Below are 20,901 nucleotides of genomic sequence, written 5' to 3'. Positions count from 1 at the left end.
ACACAGCCTCATTTTGGAGGCTGGTGTGCCAGCACATCGGCATCACACCCTGCCCCCGCAGCGATCCAGCGCCGGGCCAGCCGCCCCAGCCAGCGCACAGCCCAGGGATGCGTCCAGCCGGTAACACCGCCCGGATCGACCACCATTCCGCACTGGTAGCGCCCGTCGGCGTCGCTCCAGCGCAAGGCCAGGCAGGCCCCCGCGCGCCGCCGCGAAACCAGCACACCCAACGGGCAAGGCTCCGCCAGGCAACACAGGCCACAGCCGTTGCACGGCGCCCCCTCAACGGGCTTGGCGGGCGCCTCGGGGTGCAACCATACAACCGTGGGTGCAGAGGGTGGAGGCGTTGGCATGGTCTGCAAAAGTCGAGAAAATAGGGTTCTGTCGTTGCTCAAGGGCCGCGCGGATGCGCGAACGCAGGCACGCTTTGGCAACGCGCCAGCGTCCAGATGGCACAGCGCGACATCGCGAGCCGGTGGGACCCGTGGCACTTGCTTGATGCCCCGCTGCTGAGCGCATGCTAAGGCAAACACCCCCACCACCGTACTGGCCAGGGTCGCCCGACCGGTTGACCAACGTCAAAGCCAGTAACAACCCTGCCCCCACGCCGCACCACCGCTGCAACAATGGCACTCCCTGTTGCCTGGTCCCGCCCGCCATGAACCCTGCCCCTCACACCCTCGCCACCCTTCAGGCGGCGCTGGCCAGCCACCGTGTATGGAGTCAACTGGACGCGGCCACGCTGGACACACTGGCGCCGCAGTGGCGGCTGGAGGCATCGGATGTGGGCACCACGCTGCTGCCCCAGGGCCGCCTGCACAGTCGCACCGGGCTCATCGTGAGCGGCGCGGTAGACCTGCACGACCCCGACCTGGACATGGCCGTGCACCTGCAGCCCGGAGACATGTTCGGCTTTGGCGCCACCCCGGCGCAACACCTCACCACCTGGCAGGCCACTGCTGCGGCCGACAGCCACATCGCCTGGCTGGCCCCCGACACCGTGACCGCACTGTGCCGCGACCATGGCGCCCTCGCGTATTTCTTTCCGTCACTGCCCGGCGTAGGGCAGCCTCCAGCTGCGGCGCAGGCACCCGGCGCGGGCGTGCACCTGAACCTGCTGGGCACGCCCGTGCGCGCGCTCATCAAGCGCGAGCCGATCACGCTGCCGCCCGACACCAGCATCCGCGCCGCTGCGCTGCAAATGCGCGATCTGCGCGTATCGTCGGTGCTGCTGGTCGAGCAGCACCATCTGTTTGGCCTGGTCACAGACCGCGATCTGCGCAACCGCGTGGTCGCACTGGGGCTGGATATTGACCGGCCCGTGTCCGACATCGCCACCCTGGCGCCCATGACACTGCAGGCACAAAGCCCCGCCTTTGAAGCCCTGCTGCTCATGGCGCGGCACAACATCCACCATGTGCCGGTGATGGACGGCGCGCGCATCGTCGGCATGATCACCGCCACCGACCTGGCGGAACAACACAGCACATCGGCTGTTTACCTGGCGGGCGATGTTTACAAACAGACCACGGTAGAGGGCCTGGCGCATGCCAGCACCAAGATCAAGGCGCTGCAGCAACACCTGGCCGCCGCCGACGCCAGCGCCTACAGCACGGGCCACATCATCACCACCATCACCGACGCGCTGACCACCCGCCTCATCCACCTAGCCGAGGTGAAGCTGGGCCCGCCGCCGGTGGACTATGTGTGGGTGGCCGCCGGCTCCCAGGCCCGCAGCGAACAGACCGCCAGGTCCGACCAGGACAACTGCATGGTGCTGGACGACCGGTATGACGAAGCACAGCATGGCGAGTACTTTCGTGCGTTCTCGCGATTCGTGTGCGATGGCCTGGCGGCCTGCGGCTATATCCACTGCCCGGGCGAGATGATGGCCATGACCGACAAGTGGCGCCAGCCGCGCGCGCGCTGGGCACAGTACTTTCACCAGTGGGTGGACAAGCCCGAGCCCATGGCACTGATGCTGACCTGCGTGTTCTTCGACCTGCGCGCCATCCACGGCAAGACCGAGCTGCTGGAGTCGCTGCGCAATGAGGTGCTGCAGCGCACGCGGGGCAACAGCCTTTTTCTGGCGCACATGGTCGGCAACGCGCTCAAGCACCGCCCGCCGCTGGGCATGTTTGGCACCATCGCACGCATCCGTGGCGGCGAAAACGCGGGCACCATCGACCTCAAGCACAGCGGCATCGTGCCCATCGTGGACCTGGCGCGGGTGTATGCGCTGGCGGGCGGCATTGCGGCGGTCAACACGCACGACCGGCTGGAGGTGGCGTCACTGGCGGGTGAGGTGAGTGCACAAAGCGCACGCGATCTGCGCGATGCGCTGGAGTTCTTGTCCCGGCTGCGCATCGACCACCAGGCGCGTCAGATCGCGCAGGGGCAGGCGCCCGACAATTTTCTGGCGCTGGAGGAGCTATCCAACTTTGAGCGCAGCCACCTCAAGGAGGCGTTTTCGGTGGTGCAGACGCTGCAGGGGGTGTTGGGGCAGCGGTATCAGACGGGGCGGTATTGAGTGTTTTTGGGGTCTGGCGCTTATGGGGTAAGCGCTGGCAGCTATTTTTATATAGCTAACTTTGTGCTTTTGCGAGGGGCAAGTGCCGGGTCTCGCCCCGGCGGCCGACTCACTTTTCTTTGCTTCGCTGTATGGACCGGGGACATTGTTAACAGATGTGCGGACACATGGTTTACAGATCTGATTAAACGGCCTCGGTGTCAGCCAGGTCAATTACCAAGCAGCGATGGTGTGCGAAGAACACCTCAAAGCAGCCGTCCTTGTCCTGCTTGGGCCGGATACCCACCTTGTGGCGATGCAGGGCATTGCTCAGCTTGTATCGCTTGCCCCTGAACTTCAGGATCCCGTTCCAGTCGACCGTGCTCACTTCGTCTTCACTGCTGTACTCGGGCAGGCTCAATTGCTCCGGGAACGCTATCTTGCTGGGCCGATAGCACGTGACCGGTGTAGCTCCATGCAGTGCTTGGTGCGGGCGCTGATGGTTGTAGACCGCACGCCAGCGATCCAGCGCCGCCTGTACCCTCTCCAAGCTCTCAAAGCACCGTCCCTTGAGCACCTCGATCTCCAGTGTTCGATGGAAGCGCTCGTCCTTGCCATTGGTTTGCGGGTGGTAGGGTCGGCTGTGACTGACGTGAATGCCCAGTTGTACCAGCCACACGCCCAGTACTGTGAGCTGGCCCGGCGCACTTGGTGAGCCCCAGGGAGCGCCGTTGTCGAAGTTGATCTGCGCGGGCAGGCCATAGCGCCTGAATACTTCTGTCATGTGCGCTTGAACGACCTCGGTGGCAGTCTTGCCGCAGGCCTGCAAAGCCAGGTTAAAGCGCGAGTGATCATCCAGCATGGTCAGCGGCGAACAGCGCCCCTGAAGAGTCTGAAAGTGACCCTTGAAGTCGGCTTGCCACAGTGCGTTGGGCTCTTCACGTTCGAACCGCTGCCAGGGCTTGGCCGCTTCGCTGGCCTCGGACGTGATCAGGCCGTGGCGGCGCAGGATGGAGGTGGCGGTGCTGGGAGCCACACAGGGCCCACCCAGATGCTGCAAACGCCAGCTGATCTTGCGCCCGCCCCACGAGGGGTGCTCGGTGCGTACCGCGATGACGGCCGCCTCTACCTGCGGTGAGGAGCTGCTTGGACTGTTGCGGGGCCTGCGCGATCGATCTACCAGCCCCTCACTGCCTTGCTCTTCAAAGCGATTGAGCCACTTGTACGCGGTTGGGGCACTGATGCCAAAGCGTCGGCACAGCTCACGCACGTTGGCCCCTTCTTGCCTTGCCAGCTCAACGAATTCCTGTCTCAGGTTCATGGTGTTGCAAGCCTTCCATGGCATATAGACCTCCGGCGAAGTTCACCGAAAGTGTTAACCATGTCCTCGCACACCTGTTAACAATGTGCCCGGTCCATACACTTCGCCAAAGAAAAGTAAGCAAAAGAAAGGCGACCCTCAGTCTGCGACCCCTGCGCTTCGCTACGGGGCAAACCTGGGGCGGGGCGCTTGCGGGGTTCGCCGCATAACTCACTGCGCGCCTGCGGCGCTCCGTTCGGACAAACGCGGCGAGTCAGTTCACGAAGCATGCGCGCGGGGGCGCGCATGCCACCCCGCAAGCACCCCGCCGCAGGCGCAGCCAGCAAGGGGTTGAACACCCGCAGACCACACGGGCCATCGCTGCGCTCGGCCCTTCTTCGCGGGCGCAAGCGCCTCGCGCTGGCACGCCAGGCCGAGCGCAGCGATGGCCCGTGTGGTTGTTGGGCGCCAACCCCCCCTTCTGGTTGCGCCTGCGGCGCGCAGGGGATGGCGGATCAGGGCTCGCGATTGTCTGAGCGCCGCAGGCGCGAGTTCGAGCGAGACCCCGCCAGCACCGAGCACCGCAGGTTGCGGGTTATTGGGGTCAGACACCCATTTCACTGCGGTGCGCAGCACCGCACCCTCCGGGCGAGCCGAAGGCTCGGTGAATTGGGGCTCTGACCCCAATAACCCGTCGCAGACAGTAGGGTCGCCTTTTCTTTGGTGACTTTCTTTTGGCGAAGCAAAAGAAAGTTACTGCGCCGCCGGGCGCACACCCCGGCTCCCGCCCTCCGCAAAAGCACACCATCAACTACAAAAACAATAGCTGCCAGCGCTTACCCCATAAGCGCAAAACCCCAAAAACACTCAATATTTCAACCGCGCGTAATACGTCTTCTGCGCCGCCTCGCGCGCCTGGCGCAGCGTATGGATGCCCTGCTCCTGCAGCAGCGGAATCAGCCGCAGCCAGATCTCGGCCGTCACCAGCGCATCGCCCAGGGCCGTGTGGCGCCCCAGCACGGTAACGTTGAAGCGTTCCGCAATCGCTTCGAGCCGGTGCGACTCCTGGTTCGGGTGCACCACGGCCGAGAGCAGCAGCGTATCGAGCACAGGCTGGTGAAAGACCACCCCCGTGGCCTTCTCCTGCAGCTGCAGAAAGCGCATGTCGAACGCCGCGTTGTGCGCCACCAGCACCGTGTCTTGCGTGAACGCATGGAACACCGGCAGCACCTCGCCGATGCGCGGCTTGCCCGCCACCATGTCGTCGGTGATGCCGTGGATGGGGATGGACGCCGCTGGGATGCCGCGCCCCGGGTCCACCAGCTGTTCAAAGCATTCCTGCCGCAGCAGCTTGCCATTGACGATGCGGGCTGCACCGAGCTGGATGATGGCGTCGCCGCCGGCCGGATTCAGGCCCGTGGTTTCGGTGTCGAACACGGTGTAGGCCAGCTCGGACAGCGGGCGGTCGTCCAGCGCGCTGCTCTGGTCGGCCTGCTTGAACAGATCGAAGTCGTAATACTCGGGGCGGCTGTATTCGCTCTCGCCCAAAGCGGCATCCACCACGCCCTGCACGCTGGCCAGGGGCAGCATGAAGCGGAAGAACGCCTGGTGGCGCACCCGCTCGCGCTCAAACCACATTTCGCCGCCGTGGCGCTCGACCACTTCGCGCACGGTCAGGGGACTGCGTTCCGCGCCAAATCGCATGGCGTCCATCTCCCAGTTCATTACCGTTTCGTTGCTCATGGCCTGGCCGCTCCAGACCAGGTCGAGCTGCGCATGCGTGCCCGTGCTCTGCAACCGCAGTTGCAAAAAGCGCACCTCAAACTCATCCACCAGCCGGTGCGCCAGATAGGTCAGTGCCTGCAGCAGGGTGTAGCTGTCCACCTTGAGCCACAGGCTGCCGTCGATCGCGTCGAGCGTTACCGGCCGGTCGCACTGCGCGGCAATGCGGCGCTGGGCGGCGGTGGCCAGGTCGGCGCCCAGCATGTCCTCCATGGGCCAGCGCGTCTTGAGGCGCTGCGTGGCGCGCTGCGCCAGGTCGGTGATGCGCCGCCCCATGGCGCCCACCTCGTCGCGCACCACGCCCAGAAAGCGCTCGCGCATGGCGGGTTCCAGGTCGGAAAAGCCCAGCATGTCCACCGCCGCCTGGATGTTGGCCAGCGACGCTCGGCTGCCTTCGGTCAGGCCGTGCAGGAGCTGGTCGCGGGCAGATTCTTCCTCCACGCTGGCCGTCACGTTGTCGAGCATCAGCACAAAGCCGCTCACCACGGACTCCAGCGTTTCTTCGTCGGCCCCCTCGGCCACCGCCGCACGCACCGGCGCCACCTGCACGCGCAGCAACTGCCCACCCTGCGTGGTGGTGACAAACTGCGCCGACGGGCTGGCTACACCCCGCGCCATGCCCTGGTGAATGCGTTCGAGCGCATGGGCCAGCAACTGCTGGTCGAACACGGCATAAATCGACCGGCCAATGCCGATCAGCTCGGCCCCGGCCGCCAGCGCCGGCCCCTGCGATATCTGCCGGAACTGCTGGCGCGCGCGCTGGTTGTAGAGCAGGATGCGCCCGTCGCGGTTGCACACCACCACGCTCTGGTTCAGCTCAGCCATCAGGGCGGCGAGCCGGTTCTTCTCTTGCTGCACGCTGTGGCTGGCCTGGGATACCTGGGCGGCCATGTCGCCGCGCAACTGGTCGCGCTGGGCCGCCAGTTCGTTCACGGCGCGGGCCATGGCCTGCATTTCGGCGGTGCCCCTGGGGGTGAGCTGCTGGGGCGTGGTGGCCGTCACCACCACCCGGATTTTTTCCAGCAGGCGGTGCGGGTCGCCCACATAGCGGCGGTGCAGCACATGCAGCGTGCCCGCCACCAGAAACAGGCCCAGCAGCCAGCCCATGGCCACCAGCACGGTGCGGGACGCCAGCACCTCGCCCACCGCCAGGCGCTCCTGCGCATCGAGTGTGGACCAGACAATCACGGACATCAGCACCAGCCACAGCGCCATCACCAGGCCTGCAGCGGCCACGGCCAGCACCAGCCGGGGGTCGATCTTTTTCATGCGGGGGCCTCCCCGAGCAGCTCGGCCACCTTCTGCACCAGTTCGCGCGTGGAGAACGGCTTGGTCATGTAAGCGTTGGCGCCCAGGGCCAGGCCTTTGGCCAGGTCGGTCTCGCGGCCCTTGGCGGTGAGCATGAGAATTTTGGTGCCCTGCAGGGCCTCGTCGGCGCGCACGGCCTGGCAGACCTCGAAGCCCGTCTTGTGCGGCATCATCACATCGAGCAGCACCAGCGCGGGCCGCTCACGGGCGATGGTGTCCAGCGCCTCCTGCCCGTCGCGGGCCACCAGCACGGCGTAGCCTTCGCGCTGCAGCAGGTATTCGAGCGAGATCACGATGTTGGGCTCGTCGTCGGCAATCAGGATCTTGTGCGTCATGGGGTCTTGTCTCCAATAGGTGCTTTGGGCAGCGGCAGCCAGAAGCAAAAGCAGGCGCCCGGCTGTGCGGTGGGTTCCAGCCACAGCCGCCCACCAAAATGTTCTGCAATATGGCGGCTGATCGGCAGGCCCAGGCCTGTTCCGTGCGCCACCTGGGCACCCAGGTCGGTCTGGTGAAAACGATCAAAAATCATGGCCTCGTGGCCCGGTTGCACGCCCGGGCCATTGTCCTGCACGCACACGGTGATGCCCTGCGCATCGCACGCCAGCCGCACCTGCACCTGCCCGCCGGGCGAGGGCACAAACTTGGCTGCGTTGGACAACAGATTCAGCAGCACCTGCAGAATGCGGTCGGGGTCGGCCTGGAGCACGGGCGCCTCGTCGGGCAGGTGCACGTGCACCTGGGCCGCGCGCTCGCGGAACACTTCAGCCGTGGTGGCCACCGCACGCTCCACCAGGGCGCGCATGTCCACCGGCGCCACATGCCATTCGGCATGACCCGACTCGATCTTGGCCATGTCCAGCACCTGGTTCACCAGGCGTGTCAGGCGCTCGGTTTCGGACACGATGATGCCCACGAACTGCTGGCGCTGGGCGGCGGGCATGCTGGCGTCGTCCTGCATGAGTTCGGCCAGCGCGCGGATAGACGTGAGCGGCGTGCGCAGCTCGTGCGTCACAGACGACATGAAGTCGTCCTTGAGCCGGTCCAGGCTCTGCAACTGCTCGTTGGCGGCGCGCAGCTCGGCGGTGGCCTGCTCCAGCGAGCGCGACTTGCCCTCCAGCGCCCGCGAATAGGCGCGAATCTGCGAGGCCTCGTCCAGAATGCGCAGCACGTCTTCGGGCGAGAGCGTTTCTTCTTCGGCCACCGAGGCCACCAGCGCACGGGCCGATGCACTGCCCACGGCACCGGCCAGTTGGGTTTCGACAAACTGCACCAGCCGGGCGTCGGGCCGCAGCGCGTGGGCATGGTGCACGCCCACGCGCTGCGCATAGCCGTCAAAAAGCGCCTGCGCCTTGGCGGCGCCCAGAAAACGCTCGCACAGGCGCAGCAGGTCTTGCGTGTTGGCCCGCCCGCGCCAGAACACGGGGCTGGAAGTGGCCGTACGCTCCAGCACATCGACAAACAACAGGGCCTGGCTGGCCTCGCGGCCCGAAGGCGCGCGCCACAGCGACACCCCGACATAGGCCACCACATTGGCCAGCATGCTCCAGAAGAGCGAATGCGTGAGGCCGTCGAACCCCTGCAGGCCAAGCAACTGCTCGGGCCGCAGCCAGGCCATGCCCCAGGGCCCGTGTGCGATGAAGCCCATGTCGAGCCAGCCCGACTTGGCAATGGAGGGCAGCATGAGCGTGTAGGCCCACATCACAAAGCCCGCCAGCAGACCCGCGAGTGCGCCCAGGCGGGTTCCGCCCTTCCAGTACATGCCGCCCAGCACCACGGGTGCAAACTGCGCCACGGCGGCAAAGCTGATGAGCCCGATGCTGACCAGCGCGTACGCCTCACCCGCGAGGTGAAAGTAAACATAACCCAGCACCAGCACGCCCAAAATGGCGGCGCGCCGGATGCCCAGCAGAAGGCGCGTGAAGTCCTGCCCGCCGCCGCTGCGCAGGTGGCGCCAGCGCAGCAGCAGGGGCAGCACCAGCTCGTTGCTGACCATGGTGGAGACCGCCACGGTCTCCACGATGACCATGCCCGTGGCCGCAGACAGCCCCCCGACAAACGCAAACAGCGCCAGCGCGTGCTGCCCGGCCGCCAGCGGCAGCGACAGCACAAAATTCTCGGCATTGCCTTGCCCCGGCCCGAAATACAGCAGGCCGCCCAGTGCAATGGGCAGCACGAACAGGTTGATGAGCAGCATGTAGAGCGGAAACACCCAGACCGCGCGGCGCAGGTGGTCTTCGCGCACGTTCTCCACCACCATCACCTGGAACTGGCGAGGCAAAAACACCACCGAGAACATCGACAGCAGCATCAACCCGAACCACTGCGCCCAGGCAAACTGCCCGCCCTGCTCCAGGCGCAGCAACTGCTGCAACTGCGGCACCGCCTGCGCGCGGGCGAACAGGTCGCCCAAGCCATCGAACAGGCCATACACCACAAAGAAGCCGACCATCAGGAAGGCCACCAGCTTGACCACCGATTCAAACGCGATGGCGGCCACCATGCCCTCGTGCCGCTCGGTGGTGTCCAGGTGCCGCGCACCAAACACCATGGCAAAGCCGGCCAGCACCAGCGCCACATAAAAGGCACTGTCGCGGCTCCAGTGTGCGGGGTCGGCCACGCCGCCGGGCACCGTCAGCAGGGCATAGCCCGCCGACACCGCCTTGAGCTGCAGCGCAATGTAGGGCACGATGCCCACCACCGCGATCAGGGTCACCAGCCCGGCCAGCAGCGGGCTCTTGCCGTAGCGGCTGGCAACAAAGTCGGCAATCGACGTGATGCGGTAGGCCTTGGCAATGCGGATCATCTTGCGCAGCACGATCCAGCCCAGCACCATGACCAGCGTGGGCCCCAGGTAAATGGGCAAAAACCACACCCCGCCCGAGGCAGCCCGCCCCACGCTGCCGAAATACGTCCAGGCGGTGCAATACACGGCCAGCGAAAGCGCGTAGGTCCAGGGGTTGGCGATGACCGAGCGCCCCGCTTGCGCACGGCGATCGGCCCAGTAGGCCACGGCAAACAGCAGCAGCAGATAGGCGAACGACGAGGCAATGACCAGTGCGGGCGAGAGCATGCCTAATCCTGCAGCGGTGCAGACGGTGGGGGCGCCGCTGCCACGCGGTCGTCAGGGCGGTCATCGGGGCGTTCTTCGCTGCGGTCGCCCAGGCGGTTATCGGGCCGCTCCATCAGCCAGGCTAGTGCGGCAATCAGCCCGCCCCACAGCAAGAACAGGGCCGCCGGGAACAACGGAATGCCCCACACGGTGGCATCACGGTCCCACAGGCCGAGCAGCGGAAAATTGAACAGTACCCAGCCGCCGGCAAACAGGGCAACCAGGCGTTGGGAGCCGAGTCCTTTGAGCACAGCAGTCTCCTGGCGGGGAGTCTGGATGCCCCCCTGTTGTCCATTGTGCGCCCGGCACTTACCTCGGTCTTACGTACCGGGCAACGCAGTCAGGCTTTGACCTTGGGCTTGGCCCTGGCGGCCGCCCCATGCGCCTGGCGCGAGAGCGCGAAATCCAGAAAAAACTTGCACCAGATGGTGCTACCCGCCATGGCGGTCCAGGTGTTGTAGTCGAGCTGGCCCAGTGCCACGCTGACGATCACCACCGACGCCACCACACCAGCGATGAGGTTGATGACCATCGCATAGGGGGCGTATTTTTCGGGGTTGGGCGGTGACTCACCGCGCCTGATGGCGACCTCGGAAAAATCGCGCTTGACCACGATACGCCACGCCCGGCGGAACCAGAAGAACGCCATCGGGAACAACGCGAGATACAAAATCCAGGTCAATGCGACGCTGACATCAAAAACCATGCAGAGCTCCCAGCTTCGGGGGCAACGCACAGCGCGCAGGCTCCCCGGAGAATTCAATTAAAAAGGCCCTGCCAGCGCAGCCGGCAGGGCCTCCATTGTCACTGCCGCAGCGCCAGAGCGCCACGGCACAGGGGATTTACCCCCGGACAGACGCCTTAGTGGGCACCCGTCACCAGCTTGGAGCCGCGCGGGACGCGCACCGACTCCACCATGGCCTGGATATGCTCCGGTGGCTCTTTGGTGAACTTGTCCACCAGGAAGGCGACCCCGAAGTTCACCAGGGCACCGGCCGCACCAATCGCTTCAGGCGTGATGCCGAAGAAGCTGTTGGCGCCGCCAATGAGACCCAGATATTCCGTGCCCTTGATGAAGAAGATGCCCTTGTGTGCGAACACATAGAACAGCGTGAAGAACAGGCCAGCCAGCATACCGGCCATGGCGCCTTCCTTGTTCATCTTCTTGCTGAAAATACCCATCATGATGGCGGGGAACAGCGAGCTGGCGGCAATACCGAAGGCCAGGGCCACGGTACCGGCCGCAAAGCCTGGCGGGTTCAAGCCCAGATAACCAGCCACCACAATGGCCACGGCCATCGACACCTTGCCCGCCAGCAGCTCGTTCTTCTCGCTGATGTTGGGGTTGAAGACGCCCTTGACCAGGTCATGCGACACGGCAGACGAAATAGCCATCAGCAGACCCGCAGCCGTCGACAGAGCAGCTGCCAGACCACCAGCCGCCACCAGCGCGATCACCCAGTTGGGCAGCAGCGCGATTTCGGGGTTGGCCATCACGATGATGTCGGCATTCACGTCGAGCTCATTGCCCTTCCAGCCGGCAGCCTCTGCCTTGCCCTTGGCAACTTCGTTCTTGGTCTTGTCGTTGTAGTACTGGATGCGGCCGTCACCGTTCTTGTCGGTGAACTTCAGCAGGCCGGTCTTTTCCCAACGCTTCATCCAGTCAGGACGGTCTTCGTTCTTGAGCGAAGCTTCAGGCGCATACAGGTCGCCACCGGCCTTGACGGCGGTGTTGACGGTGGCATGCAGGTTCAGCTTGGCCATGGCAGCCACAGCAGGTGCCGTGGTGTACAGGATGGCGATGAAGATCAGGGCCCAGCCAGCCGAGCTGCGAGCATCCTTTACCGAAGGCACGGTAAAGAATCGCATGATGACGTGCGGCAAACCAGCGGTACCGATCATCAGCGACATCGTGTACATGAACATGTTGAGCATGCTGCCGGGCCATTGCGTGGTGTACTTGCCAAAGCCCAGGTCAGTGACCACGGAATCGAGCTTGGCCAGCAAAGTCATGTCGGTGCCAACATAGCTGCCACCCAGACCCAGCTGAGGGATCACGTTGCCCGTGAGCTGCAGCGAGATGAACACGGCAGGCACGGTGTAGGCCAGGATCAGCACGATGTACTGCGCCACCTGGGTGTAGGTGATGCCCTTCATGCCGCCGAACACGGCGTAGGCGAACACGATGGCCATACCGACGTAAATGCCGGTGTCGCTGGACACGCCCAGGAAGCGCGAGAAGGCAATGCCCACACCGGTCATCTGACCAATGATGTAGGTGAGCGACGCCACCAGCAGGCACATCACGGCAATGGTGCTGGCGCTCTTGGAGTAGAAGCGATCACCGATGAACTGCGGCACCGTGAACTTGCCGAACTTGCGCAGGTACGGAGCCAGCAGCATGGCCAGCAGCACGTAGCCGCCGGTCCAGCCCATCAGGAACAGGCCACCGCCATAGCCCATGTTGGCGATCAGACCAGCCATGGAGATGAAGGACGCCGCGCTCATCCAGTCGGCGGCCGTGGCCATGCCGTTGGTGATGGGGTGCACGCTGCCGCCGGCCGCGTAGAACTCGCTGGTGGAACCCGCGCGGGCCCACACTGCGATGCCGATGTAGAGCGCGAAGCTCAGACCGACAAAGATATAGATGGTTGTTTGAAGATCCATGATTTCAGCCCTCAGTCTTCATGCACGTCGAACTGACGATCGATGTCGCCCATCTTCTTCGCGTAATAAAAAATCAGCGCAATGAAGATGTAGATAGAGCCCTGGTGAGCAAACCAGAACCCGAGCGGATAACCGCCCAACTTGATGTTATTGAGCACGTCGACAAACAGGATCCCCGCGCCGAACGACACCACAAACCAGACGATCAGAATCTTGGTTAGCAGGCCGAGCGTGGCTTTCCAGTAGGCGTGACTGCTTTTGTCTTCCTTCATGAATTCCCCTCGTGTATGAGTACAGAACACAGCACCTAGGCACTGCCCCCGCGCATTCCGCAGGCTGGGCCATCGGATTGCGTAAGCGACTGTGTCCACGCTTGCTTACAGCTAACTGATGAAAACGCCCAAATTGCCGTGCGAAGGACGACTCAAGGGAAAACACCGATCAGAGATGTTGCGCGCATCTGAAACGGCCTAGTGAAAGTCCCAATGGCATAAAAAGGGGATGCGGAAACACTCTGTCACCAATTCACTTTTCGCTGAAAGATTGCGCCCCACACCCCATGGCAGATGTTCCCTCCAACCTGACCGCCGCCATTTACGCCAAGACCGCCCAGGGCCAACAAGAAATACAGTCCCGCTCGCTGGGGCTGACACCTCTTGCACGGCGCATTCTGGTGCTGGTGGACGGCAAGCGCAGCGGCCAGGACCTGAGTACCTTTGCTCCCGGCGGCGAGATCAGCGCCCAGCTCACCGAATTGCTCAGCCGTGACTGCATCGAGGCGGTGGGCGTGGCGCAGCCAGCCGCCAGCCCTGCGGCTGCCCCCGCCAAACCGCACGCCCCCGACGAGATTGACCTTTCGGGCCTGCCCCCCGCCGAATCGCGCAGCGCCAAAGAGCTGGACATGGCGCGCAATTTCATGACCAACACGGTCAACAACATCTTTGGCCACCACAACCGCATTTCGCTGTTGGAAGCCATCCACGGCTGCAAAAGCAGCAGCGAGTTGCGCCACGTTTATGTGGCCTGGGCCCAGGCGCTCGAAACCAACGCCACCGGCAAGAAGCGCCTGCCCGAGTTGCGCGAAAAGCTGTTCGCGGTGCTTTGATTTTTTTCCCAATTGCGCGTATGCCGTGTCGGTCGAAGGTGCGGCGCGTTGGGGAATGTTTGCGCTGTGCCGTCCCACTGCAGCAGCGCAGCCAGCAGGCGCACGCCTGCTGCCATACTGGAGCCGAGGCGGATTTAATTTTTGCACAAATGAGGCGCTAGTGCCCGTATAGAAAGCGTCTAATGCTATTTATTTAATAGCAATAGCTTCCACGCTTCAGGCGAACGGCAGTTCATGCACGCACCACGCCATCACGCCGTCACTCCAATGCGGGCCCCAAACGGCAACGGCCGCAAGGCCGTGGTGCAAACGTGATGTTCGGCGGTGCGCGCTCTGTAGCCTGCACCGCCCCCGCGTATTGTGAGGGGGCGGCGGGCAGCAGAGCCGCGTTCAGCAGCCCATGGGACGGTTGGGGCGCATGGGCACGATGCCCGTCACACGCAGCGTGGCAGCAGAGCCATCGGTGGCGGTGAGCGTCTTGCCTGTCAGACGCACCTGGTCACTCTCGCGCACCACCGCAGTGTCGGTGTCGTCGCTGCTGGCGTATTCCTTGCCGTCAAAAGTCAGGAACGCCTGGTAGAGCTTGGTGACATCGGGACGGTAGCGAATGTCGCCAAACGCGGTTGCCGAAGAGCCCACCTTGTTGGCACCGTCAAAGCGGAAAGCGCACAGCTCTGGCACCGAGCCAATGGGGTTTTGTTTGCTCACATCGGTGAGGTTGAGCGCACCGTTGCCGTACACGCCATTGAGGCCACTGACGGTGGCGTTGGTGACCGTCAGCACACCTGGCTCGTTGCTGGGGGTTGGGTCGTCGTCATTGCCGCCGCCACAGGCGACCAGCAGAACAGAGGCGGCCGCAATGGCGGTACAGGTCTTGAGAAGATGGAAAGCGTTCATGGTGATGGGCGTCCGTAGCTGTGGATGGAAAGTGGGGAGCCGATCCCCTGCAACCCATCGTAGGAAGCCCACCCCGCGCGGCGCGTGCGCCATGTTCCGCGCTGTGCGTAGGACAGGGGCCGACAGCTGCGTACGCACACCACCGGGCTGGCACTCCGCCCCTCCCTTCAGGCGCGCGGGCCATCACACTGCAAGGGCACCTCAGCGCGCCAGCACCGCCGCCAGCGCCTTGCCTGTATGGGTGCCTGCCGCCACCACGTCTTCAGGTGTGGCTGCGGCCACGATGCGCCCGCCTGCGTTGCCGCCCTCGGGGCCCAGGTCCAGAATCCAGTCGGCCTCGGCGATCACATCCAGGTCGTGCTCGATCACGATCACGCTGTGACCACCATCGACCAAGCGGTGCAGCACGCGGATGAGCTTGTCCACGTCGGCCATGTGCAGCCCCACGGTGGGCTCGTCCAGCACATACAGCGTGTGCGGCGCCTTCTGGCCCCGGCGGCCGACTTCGTCTCGCACCTTGGTCAGCTCGGTCACGAGCTTGATGCGCTGCGCCTCGCCGCCGCTCAGGGTCGGCGAGGGCTGGCCCAACGTGAGGTAGCCCAGGCCCACGTCCTGCAAGAGCTGCAGCGGGTGCGCAATGCTGGGCATGGTGGCAAAGAAGCCCACGGCCTCGTCCACTTCCATCTGCAGCACATCGCCAATGCTCTTGCCGCGCCAGGTGACGGCCAGTGTTTCGGGGTTGAAGCGCGCGCCGTGGCAGGTTTCGCAGGGCACCTTCACGTCGGGCAGAAAACTCATCTCGATGGTGCGCACGCCCGCACCTTCGCAACCGGGGCAGCGGCCTTCGCCGGTGTTGAAGCTGAATCGCCCGGCGGCGTAACCGCGTGCCTTGGCCTCCAGCGTCTCGGCAAACAGCTTGCGGATGGTGTCCCAGAAACCGATGTAGGTGGCGGGGCAGGAACGCGGGGTTTTTCCAATCGGTGTCTGGTCCACTTCGAGCACGCGGTCGATGCTCTCAAAGCCCGACAGCCCTGTGCAACCCACCAGCGGCTGCGCCTTGCCCGCGTCCATCGCATCGCGCCCGGCCTTGGTACTGCGCTGCTGCACCCAGGCCTGCACATTGGCCAGCAGCACGTCTCGCGCGAGCGTGGATTTGCCAGAGCCACTCACGCCCGTCACCGCCACCAGGCGGTGCAGCGGCACCGTGGCGGTCACGTTCTGCAGGTTGTGCAGCTGCGCGCCGTGCACGGTGAGCCAGCGCATGGCGGCGCGTTCCTTGGCCTCGGTCAGCGCACCGGCCGCCAGCGATGCAGCTTGGGCCGCGCGCTTCTTCGCGGCGGCGCTTTGCCGACCGGTGGGCGCTGCCGACTCGGCTTGGGCAAAGGCCGCCGTGGCCTGGGCACTCACCGCGCTGGGCGCCATGCTGCGGCGCAATTGCAGCGGGTGCTTCATGGCGTGCAGCAGGTAGCGGCCGGTTTGCGAATCTTCGGCACCCGTAATGTCTGCCACGCTGCCCTGCGCCACCAGGCGTCCGCCGCGTTTGCCCGCGCTGGGGCCAATGTCGATGATGTGGTCGGCGCGGCGGATGGTGTCTTCGTCGTGCTCCACCACCACCAGCGTGTTGCCCTTGTCGCCCAGCTTGTGCAGGGCGTTGAGCAAAATCTGGTTGTCGCGCGCATGCAGGCCGATGGTGGGCTCGTCGAGCACGTAGCACACGCCCTGCAGGTTGCTGCCCAGCTGCGCGGCCAGGCGAATGCGCTGGGCCTCGCCACCACTGAGCGTGGGCGCGCCCCGGTCCAGCGTGAGGTAGCCCAGGCCCACTTCTTCCAAAAATTCGAGGCGGCTCTGGATCTCGGGCACGAGGTCGCGGGCGATGTCGCTTTCACGTTGAGTCATGCGCTGGGGCATGCCGTCCGCTCCGCGCAGGGTCTCGATCCAGCGGCGCACGTCCGTCACCGACAGCGCGGCGATATCGGTGATGCCGACGCCGGCAAACTTCACGGCGCGGGCCGTGTCGTTCAGGCGCGTGCCCTGGCACGTGGGGCAAGCAGTGTCGGCCAGGTCTTCCACCTCGGGCTCGGCAAAGGTCTGCTCGCGGCCTTTTTCCCTTCCTTTTTCATTGCTGTCCTGCACCGAGTCGTCAAACACCTTGCGCTGGTCGCGGGTGAGCTTGACGCCGGTGCCCACGCAGTCGGGGCACCAGCCGTGTTTGCTGTTGTAGCTGAACAGACGCGGGTCCAGCTCGGCATAGCTGGTGGCGCACACCGGGCAGGCACGCTTGGTGGAGAAAGCCTGCAGATGCCCAATGCCTGCCGTGGGCAAGCCGCCTTCCATGGCCGCAGCCAGCGTGCCAATGCTGCTGAGCACATGCACCACGCCTTTGCCGTGGGTGAGGGCGTCGGCCAGCGCAGTGCGCAGCGCGGCCTCGTTCTCTGGCGACACATCCAGGCTGGCCACGGGCAGCTCGATGGTGTGCTCCTTGAAGCGGTCGATGCGAGGGAAGTTGGTGGTGGGCAAAAAGTTGCCGTCCACGCGCAGGTGGGTGTGACCACGCGGGCGGGCCCAGTCGGCCAGCTCGGTGTACACGCCTTTGCGGTTCATCACCAGCGGCGCGAGGAGGCCGATGTGTTGGCCCCGAAACTGCGTGAGCAGCTGGGCGGCGATGCTCTCGGGCGTTTGCGGCTGCACCGCCGCACCGTCTTTCACGCAATGCTGCGTGCCCAGCTTGACGTACAGCAGACGCAAAAAGTGCCACACCTCGGTGGTCGTACCCACGGTGGACTTGCGCCCGCCGCGCGAGAGGCGCTGCTCGATGGCCACGGTGGGTGGGATGCCGTACACCGCATCCACCTCGGGCCGGCCTGCGGGCTGCACGATGGATCGCGCGTAGGCGTTGAGCGATTCAAGGTAACGGCGCTGGCCTTCGTTGAACAGGATGTCGAACGCCAGCGTGGACTTGCCCGAGCCGCTGACGCCCGTCACCACATTGAACTTGCCACGCGGAATGTCCACGCTCAGGTTTTGGAGGTTGTGTTCCTTCGCGTTGACGATTTGTATAGCGTTTTTGGCCTCTAGCGCTTTACCATCAAGCGCCACTAGCTCTTTTTTTCGTAGCACGGCGGCTTTTTCGTGTGCCGAATGGCCACCGATGCCCAGCGTGAGTTCATAGTCGCGCAGCGCCTGTCCGGTGTGCGAGGTGGCGTGCTGGCGCACATCCTCCGGCGTCCCTTCGGCCACGATGAGGCCGCCCGCATAACCTCCCTCGGGCCCCAGGTCGATGAGCCAGTCGCTCGCGCGGATCACATCAAGGTTGTGCTCGATGACGATGAGCGAGTGCCCTGCGTCGATGAGCTTGCGCAGCGCGCGCATCAACTTGGCAATGTCGTCAAAGTGCAGGCCGGTGGTGGGCTCGTCAAACAAGAACAGCGTGCCTTTGCGGGCGACGGACTGGCGCGATTTGGATGCGCTGCGCGCGGCCTCAGCCAGAAAGCCTGCAAGCTTGAGGCGCTGCGCCTCGCCACCTGACAGCGTGGGCACGGGCTGGCCCAGCGCCACATATTCGAGCCCCACATCCACGATGGGCTGCAGCGCACGGATCACATCGCGGTCATTGGCAAACAGGTCGGCCGCCTCGGCCACCGTGAGGGCCAGCACATCGGCCACGTTCAACACCCGGCCGCCGCGCTCGATGGTGACTTCCAGAATCTCGGGGCGGTAGCGCTTGCCATCGCAATCGGGGCAACGCAGGTACACGTCCGACAAAAACTGCATCTCCACATGCTCGAAGCCCGAGCCGCCGCAGGTGGGGCAGCGCCCGTCGCCGCTGTTGAAGCTGAACTTGCTGGCGGTGTAGCTGCGCTGGCGCGACAGCGGCGCCACGGCATACAGCTCGCGAATGCTGTCCCACGCGCCGACATAGCTCACGGGGTTGGAGCGGGCCGTCTTGCCAATGGGCGACTGGTCCACAAACACCACGTCCGACAAATGGTCGGCACCCAGCATGCGGTCGTGCACGCCCGGCGCATCGGTGGCCTTGCCAAAGTGGCGCAGCAGTGCGGGGGCCAGCACATCCTGGATCAGGCTGGACTTGCCCGAGCCGCTGACGCCAGTGACGGTGACCAGGCGCTGCAGCGGGAACTCCACCGACACGTTCTGCAGGTTGTGCTCGCGCGCGCCTTCGAGGATGAGGCGTGGCGTCGCTTCCGTCACCATGCGCTTGAAGCCAAAGCCCACATGCTTGCGCCCGCTGAGATAGGCCCCGGTGAGCGTGTCGGCCTTGCGCAGATCGGCCGTTGTGCCATCAAAGACGATCTGCCCGCCGAGGCGGCCGGGGCCGGGGCCCATGTCGATCATGCGGTCGGCCGCCAGCATCACGGCCGGGTCGTGCTCCACCACCACCAGCGTGTTGCCCGCGTCGCGCAGGCGCAGCATGGCCTCGGTGATGCGGTGCATGTCGCGCGGGTGCAGGCCGATGCTGGGCTCGTCCAGCACGAACAGCGCGTTGACCAGGCTGGTGCCCAACGCGGTGGTGAGGTTGATGCGCTGCACCTCGCCGCCGCTCAGCGTGCGGCTTTGGCGGTCGAGCGTGAGGTAGCCAATGCCCACGTCACACAGGTACTTGAGGCGGGTGGTGATTTCTTCGTGCAGCAGTCGAAGCGCTTGTGCTTCACCAGTTTTCGCTTGTGCTTCACCAGGTTTCGCTTGCGCGTCACCCTTGGCGTTGTCGCCCACCGGCAGCTGCATGCGCGCAAAGAACTGGCGCAGGCGGTCGATGGGCAGCAGCATCAGGTCGTGCAAGCACAGGCCGGGCAGCGCTTCGAGCTGCTCGCGCGACCATTGCACGCCCTCGGGCATGAAGCGCTTGCCGGGCTCCAGCGCGGCATCGGCATCTTCCTTGCGGCCAATGCGCCACAGCAGGCTTTCGGTCTTGAGCCGCGCGCCCGCGCAGGTGGGGCATGGCGTGTAGCTGCGGTACTTGGACAAGAGCACGCGGATGTGCATCTTGTAGGCCTTGCTTTCCAGGTACTCAAAAAAACGCTTGATGCCGTACCACTGCTGGTTCCACTTGCCGTTCCAGTTGGGCGAGCCGTTGATGACCCACTTTTTGTGCTCGTCGGTCAGCTTGTTCCAGGGCGTGTCGCGCGGGATGCCCGCGGCCTCGGCGTGGCGCATGAGGTCGTCCTGCGCCTCTTTCCACGCGGGGGTCTGAATGGTCTTGACGGCGCCTGCGCGCAGCGTGAGCTTGTCGTTGGGGATGACGAGGCCGTAGTCCACCCCGATCACGCGGCCAAAGCCCCGGCAGCTGTCGCACGCGCCCACGGCGGAGTTGAACGAGAAGGCCGACGGAATGGGGTCGCTGTAGCGCAGGTCGCTGTCGGGGCAGTGCAGGCCGGTGGAGAAGCGCCACAGCTCGGGCTCGCCCTCCTCCATCAACCGGTAGACATTCAAACGCCCCGAGCCGCGCTTGAGCGCCACCTCAATGGCCTCGATCGCGCGCGCCTTCTCGGCATTGCCCAAACGGAAGCGGTCGGCCACCACATCGAGCACCTTGCGCGGCCCGGTGGGCGTGCCCACTTCGCGCTCGGCCTGCACCTTGGTAAAGCCGCTGGCTGACAGCCATTGCTCGACCTGCTCTGCGCTGGTGTTGGCAGGCAGCTCGACCGGGAAGGTCAGCACGATGCGCGGGTTGACCTCGGCCCCCACGCTCCCCACTGCGTGTGGTTCGCCGCCCCCCAGGGGGGCGCTCGCCGCCTTGGGGCGGCCCGGCGCCGGCTCGATGCCGCAGCGCTGCTGCAGCTCCGCATAAATGGTCTCCGGCGTGTCGTGCCGCACGGGCTGTGCCGTCTGCCTGTCAAACAACTGGCCCGCTCGGGCGAACAGCAGCTTCAGATGGTCGTTCAGCTCCGTCATCGTGCCCACGGTGGAGCGGCTGGAGCGCACGGGGTTGGTCTGGTCGATGGCAATGGCCGGGGGCACGCCCTCGACCTTGTCCACGGCAGGTTTGTCCATGCGGTCCAGAAACTGGCGCGCATAGGCGCTGAAGGTTTCCACGTAGCGGCGCTGGCCTTCGGCATACAGCGTGTCAAAAACCAGGCTCGACTTGCCCGAGCCACTGGGGCCCGTGACCACCGTGAGTTCGCCGGTGCGGATGTCCAGATCCAGGTTCTTGAGGTTGTGCTGGCGTGCGCCGCGGATTCGGATCAGTCCCTGGGTCATGGAAGCAG

The 20,901-nt window shown here is 64.9% G+C and carries 13 protein-coding genes; 2 read left to right on the top strand and 11 right to left on the bottom strand.

Annotation, left to right across the window (positions count from 1 at the left end):
* Positions 1-8 precede the first annotated feature (8 nt).
* Positions 9-353, bottom strand: a complete 345-nt coding sequence (locus K226_RS19425; RefSeq protein ID WP_081739406.1) for a hypothetical protein — start codon at positions 351-353, stop codon at positions 9-11.
* Between the two features lie 305 nt (positions 354-658).
* Here K226_RS19425 and K226_RS0106550 point away from each other — a divergent pair, with 305 nt between their 5' ends.
* The gene (locus K226_RS0106550; protein ID WP_024814046.1) at positions 659-2,530 is read left to right on the top strand and encodes a putative nucleotidyltransferase substrate binding domain-containing protein; all 1,872 of its coding nucleotides are present in this window, start codon (positions 659-661) and stop codon (positions 2,528-2,530) included.
* A gap of 184 nt (positions 2,531-2,714) precedes the next feature.
* Here K226_RS0106550 and K226_RS0106545 read toward each other — a convergent pair whose 3' ends face one another.
* The 8 genes from K226_RS0106545 to K226_RS0106510 form a co-directional block, all read right to left on the bottom strand.
* A complete protein-coding gene (locus K226_RS0106545) occupies positions 2,715-3,854 on the bottom strand; it encodes an IS481 family transposase (RefSeq protein WP_024813185.1) in 1,140 nt (379 codons plus the stop codon).
* Positions 3,855-4,676: 822 nt separating this feature from the next.
* On the bottom strand, positions 4,677-6,860 hold the full coding sequence (locus tag K226_RS0106540) for an exonuclease domain-containing protein (RefSeq protein ID WP_024814045.1): 2,184 nt from the start codon (positions 6,858-6,860) through the stop codon (positions 4,677-4,679).
* On the bottom strand, positions 6,857-7,234 hold the full coding sequence (locus K226_RS0106535; RefSeq protein WP_024814044.1) for a response regulator transcription factor: 378 nt from the start codon (positions 7,232-7,234) through the stop codon (positions 6,857-6,859). Before K226_RS0106535 ends, K226_RS0106540 begins: the two co-directional genes overlap by 4 nt.
* The gene (locus K226_RS0106530; RefSeq protein WP_024814043.1) at positions 7,231-9,969 is read right to left on the bottom strand and encodes a sensor histidine kinase; all 2,739 of its coding nucleotides are present in this window, start codon (positions 9,967-9,969) and stop codon (positions 7,231-7,233) included. The genes K226_RS0106535 and K226_RS0106530 overlap by 4 nt, the downstream gene beginning before the upstream one ends.
* A gap of 2 nt (positions 9,970-9,971) precedes the next feature.
* Positions 9,972-10,259: a hypothetical protein gene (locus K226_RS20190; RefSeq protein ID WP_024814042.1), complete on the bottom strand. Its 288-nt coding sequence runs from the start codon at positions 10,257-10,259 to the stop codon at positions 9,972-9,974.
* An 89-nt stretch (positions 10,260-10,348) separates the two neighbouring features.
* Positions 10,349-10,714, bottom strand: coding sequence for a hypothetical protein (locus tag K226_RS0106520; protein WP_024814041.1), 366 nt, complete (start codon positions 10,712-10,714; stop codon positions 10,349-10,351).
* A 155-nt stretch (positions 10,715-10,869) separates the two neighbouring features.
* A complete protein-coding gene (locus K226_RS0106515; protein WP_024814040.1) occupies positions 10,870-12,675 on the bottom strand; it encodes a sodium:solute symporter family protein in 1,806 nt (601 codons plus the stop codon).
* Positions 12,676-12,686: 11 nt separating this feature from the next.
* Positions 12,687-12,947 (bottom strand): DUF4212 domain-containing protein, encoded by a 261-nt coding sequence (locus tag K226_RS0106510; protein WP_024814039.1) that lies wholly within the window; start codon positions 12,945-12,947, stop codon positions 12,687-12,689.
* Between the two features lie 287 nt (positions 12,948-13,234).
* Between K226_RS0106510 and K226_RS0106505 the strand changes: the two genes are divergently transcribed.
* Complete coding sequence (locus tag K226_RS0106505) at positions 13,235-13,780, top strand: hypothetical protein (RefSeq protein WP_024814038.1); 546 nt, start codon at positions 13,235-13,237, stop codon at positions 13,778-13,780.
* Positions 13,781-14,170: 390 nt separating this feature from the next.
* Here K226_RS0106505 and K226_RS0106500 read toward each other — a convergent pair whose 3' ends face one another.
* Entirely contained in the window at positions 14,171-14,677 is a 507-nt protein-coding gene (locus K226_RS0106500) for a hypothetical protein (RefSeq protein ID WP_024814037.1), read from the bottom strand.
* Between the two features lie 201 nt (positions 14,678-14,878).
* On the bottom strand, positions 14,879-20,893 hold the full coding sequence (locus K226_RS0106495) for an excinuclease ABC subunit UvrA (RefSeq protein ID WP_024814036.1): 6,015 nt from the start codon (positions 20,891-20,893) through the stop codon (positions 14,879-14,881).
* Positions 20,894-20,901 lie beyond the last annotated feature (8 nt).

The organism is Acidovorax sp. JHL-3 (assembly GCF_000526295.1).
Lineage (GTDB): Bacteria > Pseudomonadota > Gammaproteobacteria > Burkholderiales > Burkholderiaceae_C > Acidovorax > Acidovorax defluvii.
Note: the sequence above shows the minus strand (reverse complement) of the source record. Positions and strands in the feature narration are given on the sequence as shown.

Bases quoted from the DNA above. Each gene is read 5' to 3' on its own strand.
- K226_RS0106530 (WP_024814043.1), bottom strand. From the start codon at position 9,969: ATGCTCTCGCCCGCACTGGTCATTGCCTCGTCGTTCGCCTATCTGCTG.
- K226_RS0106510 (WP_024814039.1), bottom strand. From the start codon at position 12,947: ATGAAGGAAGACAAAAGCAGTCACGCCTACTGGAAAGCCACGCTCGGC.
- K226_RS0106515 (WP_024814040.1), bottom strand. From the start codon at position 12,675: ATGGATCTTCAAACAACCATCTATATCTTTGTCGGTCTGAGCTTCGCG.
- K226_RS0106495 (WP_024814036.1), bottom strand. From the start codon at position 20,893: ATGACCCAGGGACTGATCCGAATCCGCGGCGCACGCCAGCACAACCTC.
- K226_RS0106540 (WP_024814045.1), bottom strand. From the start codon at position 6,860: ATGAAAAAGATCGACCCCCGGCTGGTGCTGGCCGTGGCCGCTGCAGGC.
- K226_RS19425 (WP_081739406.1), bottom strand. From the start codon at position 353: ATGCCAACGCCTCCACCCTCTGCACCCACGGTTGTATGGTTGCACCCC.
- K226_RS0106505 (WP_024814038.1), top strand. From the start codon at position 13,235: ATGGCAGATGTTCCCTCCAACCTGACCGCCGCCATTTACGCCAAGACC.
- K226_RS0106520 (WP_024814041.1), bottom strand. From the start codon at position 10,714: ATGGTTTTTGATGTCAGCGTCGCATTGACCTGGATTTTGTATCTCGCG.
- K226_RS0106550 (WP_024814046.1), top strand. From the start codon at position 659: ATGAACCCTGCCCCTCACACCCTCGCCACCCTTCAGGCGGCGCTGGCC.
- K226_RS0106535 (WP_024814044.1), bottom strand. From the start codon at position 7,234: ATGACGCACAAGATCCTGATTGCCGACGACGAGCCCAACATCGTGATC.
- K226_RS0106500 (WP_024814037.1), bottom strand. From the start codon at position 14,677: ATGAACGCTTTCCATCTTCTCAAGACCTGTACCGCCATTGCGGCCGCC.
- K226_RS0106545 (WP_024813185.1), bottom strand. From the start codon at position 3,854: ATGCCATGGAAGGCTTGCAACACCATGAACCTGAGACAGGAATTCGTT.